Annotated in this window: 18 protein-coding genes; 7 read left to right on the top strand and 11 right to left on the bottom strand. The window is 68.6% G+C overall.

Annotated features, from left to right (window positions below; all coding sequences use genetic code 11):
* The first annotated feature begins 88 nt into the window (after positions 1-88).
* Positions 89-325: a DUF6980 family protein gene (locus tag UAJ10_RS29960; RefSeq protein ID WP_416235404.1), complete on the top strand. Its 237-nt coding sequence runs from the start codon at positions 89-91 to the stop codon at positions 323-325.
* Positions 326-331: 6 nt separating this feature from the next.
* Here UAJ10_RS29960 and UAJ10_RS25160 read toward each other — a convergent pair whose 3' ends face one another.
* The 9 genes from UAJ10_RS25160 to UAJ10_RS25200 all read right to left on the bottom strand — a co-directional run bounded on the left by UAJ10_RS25160 (position 332) and on the right by UAJ10_RS25200 (position 9520).
* The gene (locus UAJ10_RS25160; protein WP_322917998.1) at positions 332-1390 is read right to left on the bottom strand and encodes an HPP family protein; all 1059 of its coding nucleotides are present in this window, start codon (positions 1388-1390) and stop codon (positions 332-334) included.
* A 140-nt stretch (positions 1391-1530) separates the two neighbouring features.
* Positions 1531-2289 (bottom strand): hypothetical protein, encoded by a 759-nt coding sequence (locus UAJ10_RS25165; RefSeq protein WP_322917999.1) that lies wholly within the window; start codon positions 2287-2289, stop codon positions 1531-1533.
* Positions 2290-2497: 208 nt separating this feature from the next.
* Positions 2498-2875 (bottom strand): hypothetical protein, encoded by a 378-nt coding sequence (locus UAJ10_RS25170; protein ID WP_322918000.1) that lies wholly within the window; start codon positions 2873-2875, stop codon positions 2498-2500.
* A 37-nt stretch (positions 2876-2912) separates the two neighbouring features.
* Entirely contained in the window at positions 2913-4442 is a 1530-nt protein-coding gene (locus UAJ10_RS25175; protein ID WP_322918002.1) for a SulP family inorganic anion transporter, read from the bottom strand.
* Between the two features lie 29 nt (positions 4443-4471).
* Positions 4472-5188, bottom strand: coding sequence for a carbonic anhydrase (locus tag UAJ10_RS25180; RefSeq protein WP_322918004.1), 717 nt, complete (start codon positions 5186-5188; stop codon positions 4472-4474).
* A 128-nt stretch (positions 5189-5316) separates the two neighbouring features.
* The gene (locus tag UAJ10_RS25185; RefSeq protein ID WP_322918005.1) at positions 5317-6693 is read right to left on the bottom strand and encodes an ATP-binding protein; all 1377 of its coding nucleotides are present in this window, start codon (positions 6691-6693) and stop codon (positions 5317-5319) included.
* A complete protein-coding gene (locus tag UAJ10_RS25190; protein ID WP_322918006.1) occupies positions 6690-7415 on the bottom strand; it encodes a response regulator transcription factor in 726 nt (241 codons plus the stop codon). Before UAJ10_RS25190 ends, UAJ10_RS25185 begins: the two co-directional genes overlap by 4 nt.
* A gap of 88 nt (positions 7416-7503) precedes the next feature.
* Positions 7504-7950, bottom strand: a complete 447-nt coding sequence (locus UAJ10_RS25195; RefSeq protein WP_322918007.1) for a DNA polymerase III subunit chi — start codon at positions 7948-7950, stop codon at positions 7504-7506.
* Between the two features lie 76 nt (positions 7951-8026).
* The gene (locus tag UAJ10_RS25200; RefSeq protein WP_322919054.1) at positions 8027-9520 is read right to left on the bottom strand and encodes a leucyl aminopeptidase; all 1494 of its coding nucleotides are present in this window, start codon (positions 9518-9520) and stop codon (positions 8027-8029) included.
* A gap of 403 nt (positions 9521-9923) precedes the next feature.
* Here UAJ10_RS25200 and lptF point away from each other — a divergent pair, with 403 nt between their 5' ends.
* From lptF to UAJ10_RS25230, 6 genes are all read left to right on the top strand, one after another.
* Entirely contained in the window at positions 9924-11081 is a 1158-nt protein-coding gene (gene lptF / locus UAJ10_RS25205; protein ID WP_322918009.1) for an LPS export ABC transporter permease LptF, read from the top strand.
* Between the two features lie 4 nt (positions 11082-11085).
* On the top strand, positions 11086-12192 hold the full coding sequence (lptG, locus tag UAJ10_RS25210; protein WP_322918010.1) for an LPS export ABC transporter permease LptG: 1107 nt from the start codon (positions 11086-11088) through the stop codon (positions 12190-12192).
* Between the two features lie 116 nt (positions 12193-12308).
* Positions 12309-13661: a peptidylprolyl isomerase gene (locus UAJ10_RS25215; protein ID WP_322918011.1), complete on the top strand. Its 1353-nt coding sequence runs from the start codon at positions 12309-12311 to the stop codon at positions 13659-13661.
* A gap of 36 nt (positions 13662-13697) precedes the next feature.
* Positions 13698-14720, top strand: a complete 1023-nt coding sequence (pdxA, locus tag UAJ10_RS25220) for a 4-hydroxythreonine-4-phosphate dehydrogenase PdxA (protein ID WP_322918012.1) — start codon at positions 13698-13700, stop codon at positions 14718-14720.
* A 23-nt stretch (positions 14721-14743) separates the two neighbouring features.
* On the top strand, positions 14744-15592 hold the full coding sequence (rsmA, locus tag UAJ10_RS25225) for a 16S rRNA (adenine(1518)-N(6)/adenine(1519)-N(6))-dimethyltransferase RsmA (protein ID WP_322918013.1): 849 nt from the start codon (positions 14744-14746) through the stop codon (positions 15590-15592).
* A 189-nt stretch (positions 15593-15781) separates the two neighbouring features.
* The gene (locus UAJ10_RS25230; RefSeq protein ID WP_322918015.1) at positions 15782-16069 is read left to right on the top strand and encodes a hypothetical protein; all 288 of its coding nucleotides are present in this window, start codon (positions 15782-15784) and stop codon (positions 16067-16069) included.
* A gap of 28 nt (positions 16070-16097) precedes the next feature.
* Here the strand turns inward: UAJ10_RS25230 and UAJ10_RS25235 are convergent, their stop codons facing one another.
* Positions 16098-17126, bottom strand: a complete 1029-nt coding sequence (locus tag UAJ10_RS25235) for a GlxA family transcriptional regulator (RefSeq protein WP_322918017.1) — start codon at positions 17124-17126, stop codon at positions 16098-16100.
* Between the two features lie 10 nt (positions 17127-17136).
* Complete coding sequence (locus UAJ10_RS25240) at positions 17137-17685, bottom strand: isochorismatase family protein (RefSeq protein WP_322918018.1); 549 nt, start codon at positions 17683-17685, stop codon at positions 17137-17139.
* Between the last annotated feature and the right edge of the window lie 320 nt (positions 17686-18005).

The following is an 18005-nucleotide window of genomic DNA, read 5'->3' on the forward strand; positions in this document are numbered from 1 at the left end:
GTGCCTCAGGCACTGTCTCGCTTGGATGCCCAGAGACATTGGGAATTCGGGCACCAGGTCCTTGGTGGGAACCAAGGGGGGGGAGAGTATGGTCCACCACTGCTGCGACCGCATGGCCGCTGATTTGAATCGGTCCTGCAAGGTACACACGGATCGTTCAGATTGCCCGGACGCCCTTATCAGTCAGGTCCGTGGCGGCTATGGCATTATTGTGCACGACGGCGGCAGCAGCGTTGTCGAGATAGCTTTTTGTCCATGGTGCGGAACCAAGCTACCGCCAATTGGCTGTCTAGGTCTTCCAAGTCTGCCCAGCGTCGACGAGTAGTCGCCTTTACCCCGCCAGCGCGATGGCTTCGTTGCCATAGAGCGCCGCCAGCAGGTCGGCTGTCGTGACCATGCCCACCAGGCGGCCGACCTCGTCCACCACCATCGCTTCATGCGCACCGGCGGTCATGGCGGGCAGGATGTTGACCACCGGCGTGGTGGCCAGCGCCGTCACGGCCGGCTGCACCAGGTGTCGGATACCCTGGCGGGCGGGGACGGTGGCCGGCAGGGGCGGGATGACGCCCAGCAGGCGCCCGCCCTCATCCGTCACTGGCACGCTGCGCAGGTGATAGTCGGCCATCAGGCCGCGCACCGTCGCCACCGTGTCCTCCGGCCCCACGGCCACCGGCACGCGGGATCGGATGGCGCCGCAGCGGATGTCGCCATGCCGGCGCTGGTAGGCGCGGGCCTCCACCTGGCGGAACACGGCGTCCAGGTCGTCACGGTCGACGTCCAACTGCTCCCCATAATGGGCCAGCACCTGGTCCAGGTCCTCGATGGTGTAGCCGGCGCTGTTGCGGGCGACCTGCGGCTGGGCGGGGGCCACATGGGGATAGCGGTGGCGGGTCAGGTTGTTGAAGGCCAGGCCCATGGCGATGAGGATGACCGTGTTCACCGCCACCGGGGTGGCGACGAAGCCGAAGCCCGCCGCCTGGATGGCCGGGCCGCCCAGCACGGCCGTCAAGGCCACGGCACCCCCCGGTGGGTGCAGGCAGCGCAGGCAGGACATGCCCAGGACGGCCAGGGCCACGGCGCAGGCCCCCGCCAGCACCGGGTCGGGGATCAGCCTGGCGCACAGCACGCCCGCCAGGCCCGACACCACGTTGCCGCCGAACACCGCCCAGGGCTGGGCCAGCGGGGTGGCGGGTGCCGCGAACACCAGCACGCTGGAGGCGCCGATGGGCGCCACCAGATAGGGCAGGCCGGCGGCGTTCCCGCCCAGCCACCATCGGCTGACCAGCGTGGTCAGCAGGATACCCAGCAAGGCGCCGATGAAGATGCGGGCCCGGCCCAACGCCGGCAGGGCCGGCTGGGTGGGGCGGAAGGAGCGCAGATAGGGATGCATGGGGCGGTACCGCCGGCAATTACGCGAATAAAGATGTGGAAAATATCCATCTTACGGTTATTGCTGTAGCATGCCGCGCTCCGCCGGTGAAGAACGGACCTTTGGGGCCGAAGCGCGGCAGGCCTGCACCCTGATTAAAATCACCAGGAGTAGGATTGCGGATGAGTGGGAAAGCGAAGAACGCTATCGAACGCGTCACTCCGATAAGGAACTGTACGGCTGTACGCAACCAACCTCTTGCCGTCCTGGGCACGATCCAGCAGCGTCGAGGTGGCTGCCACGGCGTCTGAAATCATATGGACCATACGATCTTTGGGCCGGGGGGAGCGCCAGTAACCGTTGGCGACGCAAACGAAGGCGGTGAGTTCCTCGGTGTTGAGCTTGGTCCGCCACACCACCTCTATCTCCGTGATCGTGCCGTCAGTCCATTTACGGGCGTAGCTGTCGCGGTCCCATTCCCGGAAGGTGGGATCGGCGACCGGTTTCAACGCAGGCCCCTCACCTTTTGGATTATGGATGCGGCGATCCACGACGATCAGCAGTTTGCGGTCCAGATCCACGCCCAACCAGTGGACCAGGCCATCGTTAATGAAGCCACCGGCGAAGTGGGAAATGTACCCGCGGCGGATGGCGGCAATTTCTCGGGGCCAAGTCAGGTGCTGGGTTTGCAGTTGGATACGCTGGGCCTGTCCAGGTAACTCTTCCACAGGGCTAGGATCGCCCGCCAGTGCCGTTTGACTATCGTACGCGCCCTTGTCGAGGGCGTATGGCGCACCGAAGCAGGTCGGCTCGCTGTTATTGGCGGCCGCCGGTGCATGCGCCGGCTGGCCGGTGCATGCCGAGAGCGCGCTGATTGCGGTGGCCGTCAGCCATGGCAGGACCCTACGTGAATAACCCATCCTCCACCCACCCATCTATTCGCCCCGAATGGGAGGTCACACGCACCGTGTCTTATTCATGGCGATTGAAAAAAGCCCATCCCCCGGGGAAGGGGGATGGGCACGGACGGACGCTAGGGTAGGGACCGGGTGGATGGGAGCCGCACCCGGGCAGTCAAGGACGCCGCCCGATTTCAAGGGGGAGATGAAGGGATGACGCCGAAGTCGCTCAGTTCAGCGGCGTCTGGGCATGGTTGACGGCGGACGCCAGCTGGGCGACGCAGTGGCGGTGGTCGGTGCCGCCGGGGGTGTGGCCCATCTCGGCGCAGGCGCGGGCCTCCGGCACCGGCTGCTGGGCGGCGGCGGCCTGGGTCTTCAGGCTGTCGACGCAGGCGGCGAAGTCCACGTTGGCTGGGGCCAAGCCCAGCGTGTCGCGGCAGACGCGGCGCGCGGCGTCGGTCTGGGCGGCCGTGATGGTGATGGCGGGTACTTGGTTTCCCGCCGTGGCGGTGCCGGACGCCCGGGCCGTGCCCAGGGGGATCGCCAGGGGGGGAATGGCCAGGGCGGCGAGCACGGGGATTAGGGCCAGGGTCTTGGTGAAGCGCATGTTTTCCTCCTTGTGATGAATGAGGCCGGGCTGGGGATCAGCCGTGGCTGACTTGAAGTTTGGCGGCGAATTCCTGGTGGCGGGCGACGGCCCCGTCGTCGATGACCACCCGTTCGCCCTGCGCCCGCCGCCGGTCCATCCAGCCGCTGATCAGCTCGGCGCAGGTGTGGTCCATGAACCAGAGGGAGCGCAGGCGCAGGGTGACGCGCTGGGCGGGGGGCAGGCTCTCCAGCGCCTTGGCCAGGCGGGGCAGTTGCACCAGGCTGGCGGAACCGGACAGCACCACCTCCCACTCGCCCGCCTCCTTCTCGCGGGTGACGACCAGCAGGCGCAGGCGGCGCACCTGGGGCAGCAGCTCGATGAGGCTGAGGCCCAGGCCCACCAGCACGCCGGTGAGCAGGTCGGTGGCGACCACGGTGACCAGGGTGGCGGCCCAGATGGCGGCCGGCAGGGCGCCGTAGCGCTCGAACAGGTGGCGGGCATGGGCCACGCTGACCAGGCGATAGCCGGTGACCACCAGCACGCCGGCCAGGGCCGACATGGGGATGGCCCGCAGCAGCCAGGGCAGCAGGGCGACCGCGCCCAGGATCCACACGCCATGCAGGATGGCGGAGGTGCGGCTGACGGCGCCGGCCTGCACATTGGCGGAACTGCGCACGATGACCCCGGTCATGGGCAGGGCGCCGGCCAGGCCGCAAAGCAGGTTGCCCACGCCCTGGGCCGTCAGCTCCTTGTTGTAGTTGGTGCGCACGCCGTCGTGCATGCGGTCCACCGCCGCCGCCGACAGCAGGGTTTCGGCACTGGCGATGAAGGCGATGGCCACCGCCATGACGATCAGCTTGGGCTCGAACAGACCGAAGCCGTTGGCGATGTCGGGCGGCTGGATGGCGGCCCACAGGCTTTCCGGCACCGCCACCTTGGCGACCGGCAGGCCCAGCAGCGTGGCGGCCAGGGTGGCGGCGGCGACGCCCACCAGGGCGCCCGGCACCAGGCGCAGGCGTTGGGGCCGCACCCATTCCCACACCAGCATGGTGGTGATGGTCAGCAGGCCGATGCCCAGCGCCGCCTCGGCCGCGTCGCCGCTGAAGGGGAACAGGCCGAAATAGGCGGCGGGGGCGGCCAGGATGTTGGCGAGGCCGCCGGCCTGCGGCTTGGCGTCCAGCATGACGTGCAACTGGCCCGCCACGATCAGCACGCCGATGCCGGCCAGCATGCCGTGCACCACGGCGGGGGAGATGGCGCGGAACCACTGCCCCAGCTTCAGCATGCCGGCCGCCATCTGGATCAGGCCGGCCATGATCAGCACGGGGCCCAGGGCGCCGATGCCGGCGTCGCGGATCAGTTCGAAGACGATGACCGCCAGGCCGGCGGCGGGGCCGCTGACCTGCAGGGGCGAGCCCGCGAAAAGGCCGACGACGATGCCGCCGATGATGCCGGTGATCAGGCCCTTTTCAGGCGGCGCGCCGGAGGCGATGGCGATGCCCATGCACAGCGGCATGGCCACCAGGAAGACCACGATGGACGCGGGGAGGTCCCGCGCCAGCGTGGCGGGAAAAAAACGCTGCATGATCCTGGTCCCTTTCTCGGGGGTGCCCTTCACTCCGCCGCGGTGACGTGCGGGGCGTGGTGGGCGCAGCAGGGGTCGGCCACGGCTCGGCGCGTGCCGCGCACGGCCACCTGGAGGGTCTGGTTCTTGTCGCCCACGGGCAGGAACGTCCCCGTCTCGCCATCCAGGGCCAGGATGTGGCCGTTCTCCAGGTCGAAGAACCAGCCGTGCAGGTTCAACTGCCCGGCGGCCAGCTTGGCGGCGACGGAGGGATGGCTGCGCAGGTGGTTCAGCTGCGCCACCACGTTCTCCATGGCCAGCACGCGGGCGGCCTCCGCCTCGGGCAGCAGGCTGTAGGCCTCGCGCAGCACGTGGCGGGCGCTTTCGGCATGGCGCAGCCAGGCGGCCACGTTGGGCATCTCCGTCAGCGCCTCGGGCTTCAGCAGGGCCTTCATGGCACCGCAGTCGGAATGGCCGCAGACGACGATGTCGTTCACGCCCAGGCCCACCACCGCGTACTCGATGGCGGAGGAGACGCCGCCGTTCACCTGGCTGAAGGGCGGCACGATGTTGCCGGCGTTGCGGCAGACGAACATCTCGCCCGGGCCGCTCTGGGTGATGATCTCCGGCACCACGCGGCTGTCGGCGCAGGAGATCACCAGCGCCTTGGGCTGCTGCCCGTCGTGGGCCAGTTTACGGTACAGCGACCGCTGTTCGGGGAAGACAACAGATCGGAAGTGCGACACGCCGTCGATGATGCTGTCCATGATGGGAAATCCTCGCGTTCAGGTCGATGATCCCCGGCCGGACGGTGGGGCGTCGGACGCCTGGAACCACCGTCCCCGTTGGGGGCCATCAAGACTTAAGGCTCGAGTTTTTCCCGGATACGTTTCGATTATGACAAAGTGTGTCTGCCGACCTTTTGTGCCGGATCATCCCGTTTCGGAATCGTAATGATGACCGAAAGCCCGCCCTCCGCCCGGTTCCGCAGCGCGATGGTGCCCCCCTCGCGCGTCACCGCCTGGCGGGCGATGGTCAGGCCCAGGCCGGTGCCGCCGGTCCCCCGGTTGCGGGATTCCTCCAGCCGGTGGAAGGGTTCGAACACCGTCTCGAACTGCTCTTCAGGGATGCCCGGGCCGTCATCGCTGATGGTGATGACGGCATTGTTGCCCATGTCGCGCACCGTGACCCGGGCCGCGCCACCGTAGGCGATGGCGTTGTTGATGATGTTGGAGAAGGCCCGGCGCATGCCCAACGGCCGAAGGGCCAGGGGCAGGCGCTCCGGCCCCTCATAGCTGGCGACATGGCCGGCGTCGGTGGCGTTGTCCACCAGGGTGGACAGCAAGGCCGGTAGGTCGGTGCGGCGCGGTTTTTCCGGATCCTCCTCGCCACCCAGGTAATCCAGCAGGTCGTTGACCATGCCTTCCATCTCATCCAGGTCGCCGTCGAAGGCGGCGCGATCCTCGGCATTGGGCAGGAAGCCGGCGCGCAGGCGCAAACGGCCGATGGGCGTGCGCAGGTCGTGAGAGACGGCGGCCAGCGCCTCCGTCCGGCTGGTGATCAGGCGGTCGATGCGCCGCTGCATGGCGTTGAAGGCCTGGGCGACGTGCCGGATTTCCTGCGGGCCCCGCGTGGGGATGAACACCGGCGGGCCGTTGCCCACCGCGTCCGCCGCCTTGACCAGCATCTTCAAGGGCGAGGCCAGGGTCTGCACCAGGAACAGGGCCATCAGCAGCACGCCGATGGACAGCAGGGCGATGGAACCCAGCTGGGCATAGATGACCGGCACGGTGGAGGGCAGGTCGGTCACGGCGAAGCGCAGCGTGCTGCCATCCAGCAGACGCACGTCGCCGTCGAAGGCCTTCACCGGCGTCCCCGGTCCCGTGCGCAGGCGCAGGTCCATGCCGGCCAGGGCGGCCCGGTGCTCGATCATCTCATGGCGCAGCAGCCAGCTGGCCGGGTTGTCGCCCTGCGCCTCGCGCGCCTGGGATGCCTCCCCCCAGGTGAAGGTCAGGTAGGGGGAGGAGAGGGAGGAGGCGACATTCTCCCGCCGCGCCGGATCGATGGCGGACAGGACATGGCCCGCCGTCTCCACCTGTTCCGCGATGTGCCAGGTCTGGGTCTCGTCGCCGTAGTGCTGCTCGGCCTGGCCCAGCACGATGGCGTTGCCGATGACGGCCAGCAGCACCGCGCCGAAGAGCACCAGGCCCAGCCGGCCGACCAGGCTGCGCGGCCAGGGATGGCCCCAGCGATGGATGCCAATCCGGGTCACAGTGTCGCCACGTCGGCCGTGAAGATATAGCCGACGCCGCGCACGGTGCGGATCAGGCGGTTCTCATCGCCCAGCTTGCGCCGCAGGCGGCTGACCAGCACGTCGACGCTGCGGTCGTTCACCTCGCCCAGGCGGGCGCGGGACAGTTCCAGCAGCCGCTCCCGGCCGATGACCCGCTGGCGGTTCTCCAGGAAGCTGACCAGCAAATCATGCTCCGCCCCCGACAGGTCCACCGCGACGCCATCGGGGTCGATCAGCTCGCGCCGCCGCCGATCCAGGCGCCAGCCGGCGAAGACCATGACGTCCTGCGGGGCCGAGCCGATGGAGCCGGCGCCGGCGCCGTTGTTCGCGGCGCGGCGCAGCAGGGCGCGGATGCGGGCCAGCAGTTCCTTGGCGCGGAAGGGCTTGGGCACATAGTCGTCGGCGCCCATCTCCAGCCCCAGCACCATGTCGATCTCCTCGCCGTGGGCGCTGACCATGATGATGGGCACCTGGCTGGCGCGCCGCAGGTCCCGGCAGATGTCCAGCCCGCTCTGACCCGGCAGCATGACGTCCAGCAACACCAGGTCGAAACTGCCCTGGCCCAGCGCGTCCGCCATCTCGCGGCCGTCGCGCACGCCGATGGCCTCGAACCCGTTTTCCTTGAGCACGCGCAGGATCAGGGTGCGCATGGCCGGATCGTCCTCGACCAGCAGGATGCGCGCGATGGATAGGCTGTTCATCGGCCTTTAGATAAGGGGCGCGCGCCGCCTTTCCAGGGGCGGCGCGCCCATCCATGCTGCATATGCACAAGATGCGGGATGGGTCGCCTCACGCCTTCTTTTCCCAGCCCTTGTCGGTCTGCTGCCAATAGGTGAGGTCCAACCCCGCCTCCTTGGCGGTCTTCCAGCGCTGCCGCGCGGCGGCCACGGCGTCGGGGTCGATGCCGTCGAAGATGTCGCAGACGCGGGTGTACTCGCCCATGCGGGCGCTGGTGGCGCCGTCGGTCAAGAACAGCACCTGGGCGTCGTTGGGCCGCTCATCCACCGCCGTCAGCCAGATGGGCTGGTCGGCGGCGTGCCCGTCCTTGGCCGTGCCGTGGGGCAGGAAGCTGTCCGGCCGCCAGGTCCACAGGTGCTGGGCCAACTGCTCCGACCGCTCCTCCACCGTGGACAGCACCACCGCCCGCCAGCCGCGGGCCAGCGACCGCTCCAGCAGGTCGGGCAGGGTCTGCTCCAGGCTGCTGCGCTGCAGGTGGTAGAAGTTGACCTCGGTCATGGGAACGATCCGCGCAAGGAAAAGGGGCGGCCCCTGGGAGCCGCCCCTGATCTTACCCTGACCGCGAAGGCTTTTGTCAGCCTTCGTAGTAGTCCGCGACCAGCCGGTCCAGCAGGCGGACGCCATAGCCGGTGGCGCCCTTGGGCACGGTGGCGCCGTCTTTCTTGGTCCAGGCGGTGCCGGCGATGTCCAGGTGGGCCCACGGCACATCGTTGACGAAGCGTTGCAGGAACACGGCGCCGATGATGCTGCCGGCCTTGCCCGGGCTGCCGATGTTCTTCATGTCGGCGACGTCGCAGTCGATGTCCTTGTCGTAGGCGGCCCCCAGCGGCAGGCGCCACAGCGTCTCACCTGTCTTCAGGCCGGCGTCGGTCAGGCGCTGCGACAGCTCGTCGTTGTTGGAGAATAGGCCGGCGTGCTCGTTGCCCAGCGAGACGATGATGGCGCCGGTCAGCGTCGCCAGGTCGACCATGAAGCGCGGCTTGAACGTCGCCTGAGTGTACCACAGGGCGTCGGCAAGGATCAGGCGGCCCTCGGCGTCGGTGTTCAGCACCTCGATGGTCTGGCCGGACATGCTGGTGACGACGTCGCCCGGGCGCTGGGCGTTGCCGTCGGGCATGTTCTCCACCAGAGCCACCACGCCGATGACGTTGGCCTTGGCTTTGCGGCCCGCCAGGGCGGCCATCAGGCCGATGACGGCGCCGGAGCCCGCCATGTCCCACTTCATGTCCTCCATCCCGGCGGATGGCTTGATGGAGATGCCGCCGGTGTCGAAGGTGACGCCCTTGCCCACGAAGGCCAGGGGGGCGGCACCCTTCTCACCGCCGTCCCAGCGCATGACGACCAGGCGCGGCGGCTTGGCCGAGCCCTGGCCCACGCCCAGCAGCGCGCCCATGCCCAGCTTCTTCATCTGCTTCTCGTCCAGCACCTCGACCTTCACGCCCAGCTCGGCCAGGGCCTGGCAGCGCTCGGCCAGGGTCTCGGGGTAGATGACGTTCGGCGGCTCCGACACCACGTCGCGGGTCAGGAAGACGCCGTCGGCGATCTTCTCCAGCTTGCCGTAGGCCTTCTTGGCGGCGGCATGCTCGGCCGTGGCCAGGGTCAGCTTCTTCAGCGTCGGTTTCTGGTCCTTCGGTTCCTTGGTCCGGTACTTGTCGAAGCGATAGGAGCGCAGGCGGGCGCCATAGCCGACGTTGGCGGCGAAGGTGGCCGGCGCCAGCACCAGGCCGTCATGGCCGTCCAGCACCAGGGTGGCGTCGGAGTCGCCGGCGCGGGCCAGGCTGGCGGCCACGGTGCCGCCCAGCGACTGGGCCGTCAGGTCCGTCACCTTCTCGGCGGCGCCGATGCCCACCAGCAGGATGCGGGAGTATTCGGTGCCGCCCGGGGCCAGCAGGGTCAGCGTCTCATCCGCCTTGCCGGTATAGCGGCCGGCCTCCATGGCGCGGGCCAGCGCGCCGCCGCTCTTCTGGTCCAACTCGGCGCCCAGGCTGCCCAGGCCGCGGCCCTGCGACACCGTGATGGCCAGGACGCCGGATTGCGGCAGGGCGTTCTGGGCGTAAGCGATCTTCATCATGCCTCTCTTGGTCGGTCCCTTGGGATCCCCTTGGGACGGTGGCGCCTCGGGGCGCCTGAACCCGTCCGGATGGCTTCGCCTTATGGCGTTGGAAGTCCTATACAGGATTTCTCAATGTTGTACGTCAACGCTCGAAATCCAGACCTTTTGTCCCAGGCGGTTGTTTCCGGAGACGGGAGTCGATAAGAACTGCGTGCCAAGCCTCATGGGGCGGGGTTCCATGCCGGCTGTCGTCGGCTTGGCGGCGGGGTGGTCGCGCCCTGGTTTCGCCAAATTATGGGGCCCTATAGTGGCCGTGCCGCCGGTACCTTGATGTATGGGTGCCGCGGTGTCGGATTGGCGGGATGCGCGGGCGCCGTGGTGGCGGGCGCCGGTTTCGCCTTGTGTGTTGTGGAGCACGATGAACCTGATCGGCCGGTATTTGTCGCGCAACCTCGTCGTGGCGATGGTTTTCATCACGGCCGGGTTGTCCTCGACCATCTGGATGACGCAGTCCCTGCGCCTGATCCAGCTGGTGGTCGAGGGCGGCGCGCCGATCAGCATGTTCCTGCGCCTGGCCTTTTCCACCCTGCCGACCTTCCTGGCGCTGGTCATGCCCTGGGGCGTGCTGATCGCCACGCTGTTCACCTACAACCGCCTGACGCTGGACAGCGAGCTGGTGGTCATGCGCGCGGCCGGCATGGGGCCGGTGACGCTGGCCCGGCCGGCGCTGCAACTGTCGGCCATCGTGCTGTTCCTCTGCCTGCTCCTGAACCTGTTCCTGGCGCCGGCGGCGCAGCGCGAGTTCGTGCGCCTGCGCGAGGAGATTCGCACCGACTATTCCTCCGTCCTGCTGCGCGAGGGCACGTTCAACGACGTGGGCGAGGGCAAGACCGTCTATGTCCGCCAGCGCGGGGCGGAGGGCATGCTGAGCGGTCTGATCATCTACGACAACAGCAAGCCGCAGCGCCCGGTGATGACCATCGCCGACCATGGCATCCTGGTGACGGCCGAGGCCGGCCCCCGCGTCATCGTCTATGACGGCGTGCGCCAGGAATACGACCGGGACACGGGCCACGCCTCCAACCTGGAATTCAAGCGCTACACCGTGGACCTGAAGGTGCTGAACGCCGGTGAGGCGCCACGTTGGCCCGATCCGCGCGAGCGGACCCTGAGCGACCTGATCTTCGACACTGGCAATCCCATCGACACCCAGCTGCGCCCGCGCCTGAACCAGGAGCTGCACCAGCGCTTCGCGACGCCGCTGCTGGCGCCGGCCTTCGCCATGATCGCGCTGACGGCGCTGATGTCGGGTGAGTTCTCGCGCCGTGGCCAGGCCCGCCGCATCGCCCTGGCCGTGGTCTTCGGCATGTTGCTGCAGGCCATGATGCTGGGCATTTCCAACCTGGCGGTGAAGACCCAGGCGTTCAACGCCGTGATGTACCTGGTGGGCATACTGCCGGTGCTCTTCGGTTACTGGTATCTGCAGAACTGGCGGCGCCTGAGGCGGGGCGGGGCGGGGCGGTCGACACCGTCGGGCGGCCCGCCGGTCGGGCCCCTGGGCGGAAAGGCGGCCTGACATCATGCGCATCTCGCCCACGCTATCCGTCTACATCACCCGCCAGTTCGTCTTCTGGTTCCTGATCATCCTCGGGGGCATGCTGGCCCTCGTCCTGCTGCTGGACACGGTGGAGCTGTTGCGCCGCGCCGCGGCCAAGACGGACGCCACCTTCCAGATCGTGCTCAGCATGGCGCTGCTGAAGCTGCCGGAGATCGGACAGCAGATCTTCCCCTTCGGTGTGCTGTTCGGCGCCATGTACACCTTCTTCCGCATGACCCGCAGCGCTGAACTGGTGGTGGTGCGCGCCGCCGGCATCTCCGTCTGGCAGTTCATGACGCCCGTGCTGCTGACGTCCCTGGTGGCCGGCATCATCAACATCACCCTGCTCAGTCCCGTCTTCGCCACCATGCTGGCGCGCTATGAGCAATTGGAAAGCCGGTACCTGCGCGGCCAGCAAAGCTCGCTGGACGTGGCGCGCTCCGGCGTCTGGCTGCGCCAGGTGCAGGAGGGCGAGAACGGCAACTATCTGATCCATGCGGAGCAGGTGGGGCCGGGCAAGCCCGTGAACCTGCGCACCGTCACCATCCTGCTGTTCAACGGCAGCGACCAGATCCCCGTTGGCCGCCTCGACTCCGAAACGGCGGAGCTGCAGAAGGGTCAATGGGTGCTGCGCAACGCCTGGCTGAACCAGCCGGGCCGCCCGACCCAGCATGTCGACGGCATGGCCCTGCCGACCGACCTGACGGAAGCCCGCATCCAGGAAAGCTTCGCCCCGCCCGACACGCTGTCGTTCTGGGAACTGCCCAGCTTCATCCAGACGCTGGAGCAGGCGGGCCTGTCGTCGGTGCGGCACCGCATGTACTACGAATCGATGCTGGCCGTGCCCGCCTTCTTCTGCGCCATGGTCTTCCTGGCCGGCACCTTCTCCCTGCGCCACGCCCGCCGGGGCGGCACCTTGCAGATGCTGGGCACCGGCCTGGTGACGGCGCTGGTGCTGTTCGTCAGCCAGAACATCATCCAGGCGCTGGGTCGCAGCGGGGTGCTGCCGGTGTTCCTGGCCGCCTGGGCGCCGGCCGGCGTCTGCCTGATGCTGGGAACCGCCGCCCTGCTGCACCTGGAGGATGGCTGAACGCCGGCCCCCGCGCCGCACCCCTGGTCGCGGGGGCCGTTTGCCTTCGCCCCCCCTTGGCTCTATAAGTTCCGTTCTCCGTTTTTCCCGGTCCCCGTTTTTCCCGGTAAGGTCAGATGATCCAACTTTCCCGCCGTTCCGCCGCTGCCGTGCTCGCCTTCGGCCTGACCCTGGGCACGAGCCTGGCCACGCCCGCGCTGGCGCAGCTGGCCGGTCCCCGGACGGCCGCCGCCACCAACGGCATGGCCCTGGGCCCGCGCGTCGCGGCCCAGCAGGGCCAGCAGGAAGAGCGCATCGTCGCCGTGGTGAATGACGAGGCCATCTCGCAGACCGACCTGGCCGGCCGCATGCGCCTGGCCATCGTCAACACCGGCCTGCCCGACACGCCGGACGTGGAACAGAAGCTGAAGCCCCAGGTGCTGCGCCTGCTGATCGACGAGAAGCTGGAGCTGCAGGAGGCCAAGAAGCAGAACCTGGTGGTGACGGACGAGGAGGTGGACCGTGAGTTCGCCCGCCTGGCCAAGCAGAACAAGGCTCCCTCGCCGGAAAGCTTCGCCGCCAACCTGGAGCACGAGGGCGTGCCGGTCTCCTCGCTGAAGGAGCAGATGCGCGCCAACATCGCCTGGAACAAGGTGGTGCAGCGCCGCATCCGTCCCACCATCCAGGTCAGCGACGAGGAGATCGACAGCCGCACCTCGCGCATCATCGCCAACGCGGGCAAGCCGGAATATCTGCTGACGGAAATCTTCATCTCCGTCGACAACCCCAAGCTGGACCAGGACGCCCACCAGCTGGCCGACAAGCTGGTCGGCGAGATCACCCACGGCGCCAACTTCGCCGCCGTGGCCCAGCAGTTCTCGCAGAGCGCCACGGCCGCGGCCGGCGGCGACATGGGCTGGGTGCAGCAGGGGCAGTTGGAGCCGGCGCTGGATCGCGCGCTGCAGCGCCTGCCCACGGGCCAGGTGTCGGTGCCGCTGCGCGGCGCCGGCGGCTATTACATCTTCCTTGTCCGGGATGAGCGCACGGTGACCGGCGGCGATCCCGCCGACATCCAGGTGTCCGTGGGCCAGGTGGTGGTGCCGGTTCCGCCCGGCGCGGACGTACAGGCCCTGGGCCAGACGGTGAAGAAGATCGGCGACAACTCGCACAGCTGCGAGGCTTTGGCCGCCGCCGCCAAGGCCAACCTGCCGGGTTCCACCACTCGGGCCCAGCCCATGACCCGCCTGGGCGACATCCCGGGTGAGCTGTCCAAGCTGATCGGCCGCCTGGGCGTGGGCCAGGCCACCGACCCGCTGGAAACCCAGGCCGGCCTGATGCTGTTGATGGTGTGCGACCGCAAGGTGCCGGAGGGCAGCGCCCCGCCGCGCGACCAGGTGGCCAACATGATCGGTGGCGAGCGTATGGACATGCTGCAGCGGCGCAACCTGCGCGACCTGCGGCGCGCCGCCACCATCGACATCCGCAGCTGACCAGGGGCGGGGGCCTTGCATCCCCCGATCCGTTCCATGACCGCGCCGCCCCCCTCGTCCGTCCTGCCTTTGGCCCTGACCATGGGGGAACCGGCCGGCATCGGTGGCGAGATCGCCTTGATGGCCTGGCGCTTGCGGCGCGACCGGGGCATACCGCCCTTTTTCATGATCGACAATCCGGAGCGTCTGGCCGCGCTGGCCCAGGCCACCGGCCTGCACGTCCCGGTGCGGGAGATCCACGCCCCGGCCGACACGGCGGGCGTTTTCGGTGATGCGCTGCCGGTGCTGCGCCAGGACCTGTCCGTGCCTGTCGTGCCCGGCCAGCCGGATCCGGCCAACGGCGCCGCCGTCATCGCCAGCATCGACCGGGCCGTGGCCCTGGTGCGGGCGGGCCAAGCGGCGGCGGTGGTGACCAACCCCATCCAGAAAAGCAGCCTCTACGCCGCCGGTTTCCGCCACCCCGGCCACACCGAATATCTGGCCTACTTGGCGGGGATGAGCGAGGAGCCTGTCATGCTGCTGGAGGGGGGCGGCCTGCGGGTGGCCCTGGCCACCATCCACGTGGCGCTGAAGGACGTGGCCGGCCTGTTGACGCGCGACGTGCTGTTGCACACCGCGCGGGTGACCCACCAGGCGCTACGCCGCGATTTCGGCCTCGCTCAGCCGCGCCTGGCCGTGGCCGCGCTGAACCCGCACGCGGGCGAGGGCGGCGCCATGGGGCGGGAGGAGATCGAGATCATCGCCCCCGCCGTGGCGACCTTGCGCGCAGAGGGGATGAGCGTCACCGGCCCGCTGCCGGCCGACACCCTGTTCCACGCCGGCGCGCGCGCCACCTATGACGCCGTCATCTGCCAATATCATGACCAGGGGCTGATCCCGCTGAAGACCCTGGATTTCGACACGGGTGTCAACATCACCCTGGGCCTGCCCTTCATCCGCACCTCCCCCGACCACGGCACCGCCCTGTCCCTGGCCGGCACGGCCCAGGCCAGCCCGTCCAGCCTGGTCGCGGCCCTGCTGTCGGCCGATCGCCTGGCGCGGCAGCGCGCCGCCGCCTGATTCCTCCGTCCCAAGATCGTTTCATGACCAACCTCGCCCACCTGCCGCCCCTGCGCGACGTCATCGCCCGTTTCGACCTGGGCGCCCGCAAGGCGCTGGGCCAGCACTTCCTGCTGGACCTGAACCTGACGGCGCGCGTAGCCGCCGCCGCCGGCGACCTGGCGGGCGTCACCGTCATCGAGGTGGGCCCCGGCCCCGGCGGCCTGACCCGCGCCCTGGTGGAAAGCGACGCCAAGGCCGTGGTGGCGGTGGAGCGGGACAGCCGCTTCGTCGCGGCCCTGGCCGATGTGGTGGAGGCCGCCGCCGGCCGCCTGACCATCGTGGAGGGCGACGCGCTGGAGGTCGACATGACCGCCGTCGCCCCGGCGCCGCGCGCCATCGTCGCCAACCTGCCCTACAACGTCGGCACGCCCATGCTGGTGGGGTGGCTGCGCCAGATCCAGGAATTCCGCAGCCTGACGCTGATGTTCCAGAAAGAGGTGGTGGATCGCATCATCGCCAAGCCGCGCACCAAGGATTACGGCCGCCTGGCGGTGATGAGCCAATGGCTGGCCGACGCGCGCCTGGTGTTCGACATCCCGCCGCAGGCCTTTTCCCCGCCGCCCAAGGTCATGTCGGCGGTGGTGCATCTTACCCCGCGCGTCCTGCCGGCCGACGCCCCGTCGTTCAAGGATATGGAGCGGGTGGTGGCCGCCGCCTTCAATCAGCGGCGCAAGATGCTGCGCGCCGGGCTGAAGGGCCTGGTGGCCCAGCCCGAACCCCTGCTGGAGGCCGCCGGCATCCTCCCCACCTCTCGGGCGGAGGAGGTGGACGTGGCGGGTTTCGTGCGCCTGGCCCACGCCTGGCGGGCGCACCAAGACGCCCAGGATTAGGTCTTTTCCCCACGCAGGCCCACGTGGGGCCCTCGCGCGTACGTTGAAGGGTGGTTCTGCCTGCCATGCGCGACGCGGGGGGCTTCCATGCCTGAGCAGTGACACGTTTATGACGCCCGTCACTCCCGCCCGCGTTCCGCTTCGCTAGCTTTGCGATACGGAACGACGCTGAAATTTGGGGATGACGCCATGACCAAGCAGATCAATCACTGGGTGCGCCGCCTGCTACCCGCCCGCCTGCTCCCCACCTTGGGCGTGCTGCTGCCCATCGCCGCCTGCAGCGGCGCCCCGGACCATGATTATGTCCAGGTGGCGGATGAGAACCCCGCTTTTTCCAGCTGCTCCCAGTCGGCCTTCGACCTCTATCCCGGGGCTGAGCAGGGCGCCTTGCGCGCCGACCACCTGAACGCCTGCCTGGCCACCCACCAGACCTACGCCAACGACCAGCTGGCCGTGGCCCGCATCCACAGCTTCTAAGATTGACCGTCGTTCCGGCGTTGTCGCGTTAGAGGAACCCCCGTCCCTGTCCCCGCGCCGCCTTGGGCGATGTGGGGTGATACACCCGCCAGACACGGCGCATCTGGCGGGTCGATGCAAAGCCCGCCCGCTCCGCCACGCTTTCCATGTCCAGCCGCGTATGGCCCAGCAGCTGGGCCGCCAGCGCCACCCGTAGCCGGTTCACATAGTCCGGCAGAGTCATTCCCGTATGTTCGTTGAACAGCCGCGACAGGTGGCGGGGGCTGGCCCCCGCCACGTCCGCCAGGGATTCCTGCGACCAGGGGCGGGCCGGATCGGCGACGATGGCGTCCTGCACGCGGTGGACCGCCGGGTGCACGTGGTTGCGCCCCTCCAGCCAGGCTGACAGCTGCGGGTCGCCACCCGCCCGCCGCAGATAGACCACCAGGGCGCGCGCCGCCGCCAGGGCCACGGCCGGCCCCACCATCTCCGCCACCAGGTGCAGCATCAGGTCGATGCCGGCGGTGACACCGGCGCTGGTGGCCACCAGGCCGTCCTCGACATACAGCCGGTTTTCCAGCACCCGCGCCCGGGGCGCCAGGCGGGCGAGCGTTTCGCAGTCGCTGTAATGGGTGGTGCAGGGCCGGCCGTCCAGCAGGCCGGCGCGGCCTGCCAGCAGCGCGCCGGCGCAGATGCTGACCAGCCGGTGGCTGGGCCCGACCTTGTGGCGCAACCAGTCGACGATGGCCTGGTTGCCCGCCTCGGTCTCCGCCGCGTCCGGCCCCTCATCCCCCAGCATCTGGTCCCCCAGCATCTGGTCCACCGAGCCCACGACCATGACCATGGCCTCGGGCGGCAGTGCCAGGGGCAGGGGCTCGATGCCCGTCACCGTCAGCCCGATGGACGTGACCAGCGACGCCGCCGGGCCGACGTAGCGGACGGCGAAGCGCAACCCGTCCTGCTCCACGTTGGCTCGGCGCAAGACCTCCACCGGCCCCGCCACGTCCAGCAGCAGCGTCCGGGGTGGCAGCACCACGAAGACGGGCAGGACGCGCGGGGCGGTGGGGGCCATCGTCATGCGCCGGCTCTCACGCGTCGAAGGCCGTGGCCACGGTGGCGATGCGGGCGAAGCGGCCGTCCAACACCAGCTCCGTGGCGGCCTTGATCTCGGACGTCGGCCAGGTGCGGCCCCGCGCGTCGGTCATGGGGAAGGTCAGCGTCGCCTCCGTCACGTAGGTGACGTCGAAGCCCAGGTCGGAGGCATGGCGCGTCGTCGTCTCGCAGCACTGCTCCGTCCGTACGCCGGAGATGATGACGCGGCGAATGCCCTTGCTGATCAGCCAGACATCCAGGCCGCTGCCCACCAGGGCGCTGTGCCGCGCCTTGTGGAAGGTGACATCGGGCGCGATGTCCAGCCCCGCCAGCGTGCGGATGGTGCCGGACTCCAGGCTGAACGGCGCCTCGCCATCCACGTGGAAGATCTGCACGACAGGCACGCCGCGCGCCTTGGCCCCGTTCACCAACGCCTGCTGCGCCGGGCGGTAGGCCTCATACTCCGCCTCCACCCAATAGGGGCGGTGACGGAAGGATTCCTGCGCGTCGATGATGATCAAGGCGGTAGGCGTCGCGGTGCTCATGGGGGCTGTCTCCTGCCATCAGGGTTGGGTGATGGCCTGGATGCTAGCCCGCAGCATACCATGGGATAATGAGGCTGGCGGACAAAGATGGGACAATTCGCGCCATCGTTATAATTTTTATTATGTCCTGACACGGTGAGAGCTATCTCCTTTTTAAGCTAATATCGATCTTTTTTAGGTTGTGTTACTTTGCGAAACACACGCAATTCGGCGGCATGATTTATTCTATGTTGGTGTATAATCACTAGTTATTTACGATTTTGGCCGAATTGGCTCGCCATAAGCTTGGGTATTGTTATTTATTACTGAATAAATGTGTG

This window comes from Nitrospirillum guaranorum, from assembly GCF_034653275.1.
GTDB lineage: Bacteria > Pseudomonadota > Alphaproteobacteria > Azospirillales > Azospirillaceae > Nitrospirillum.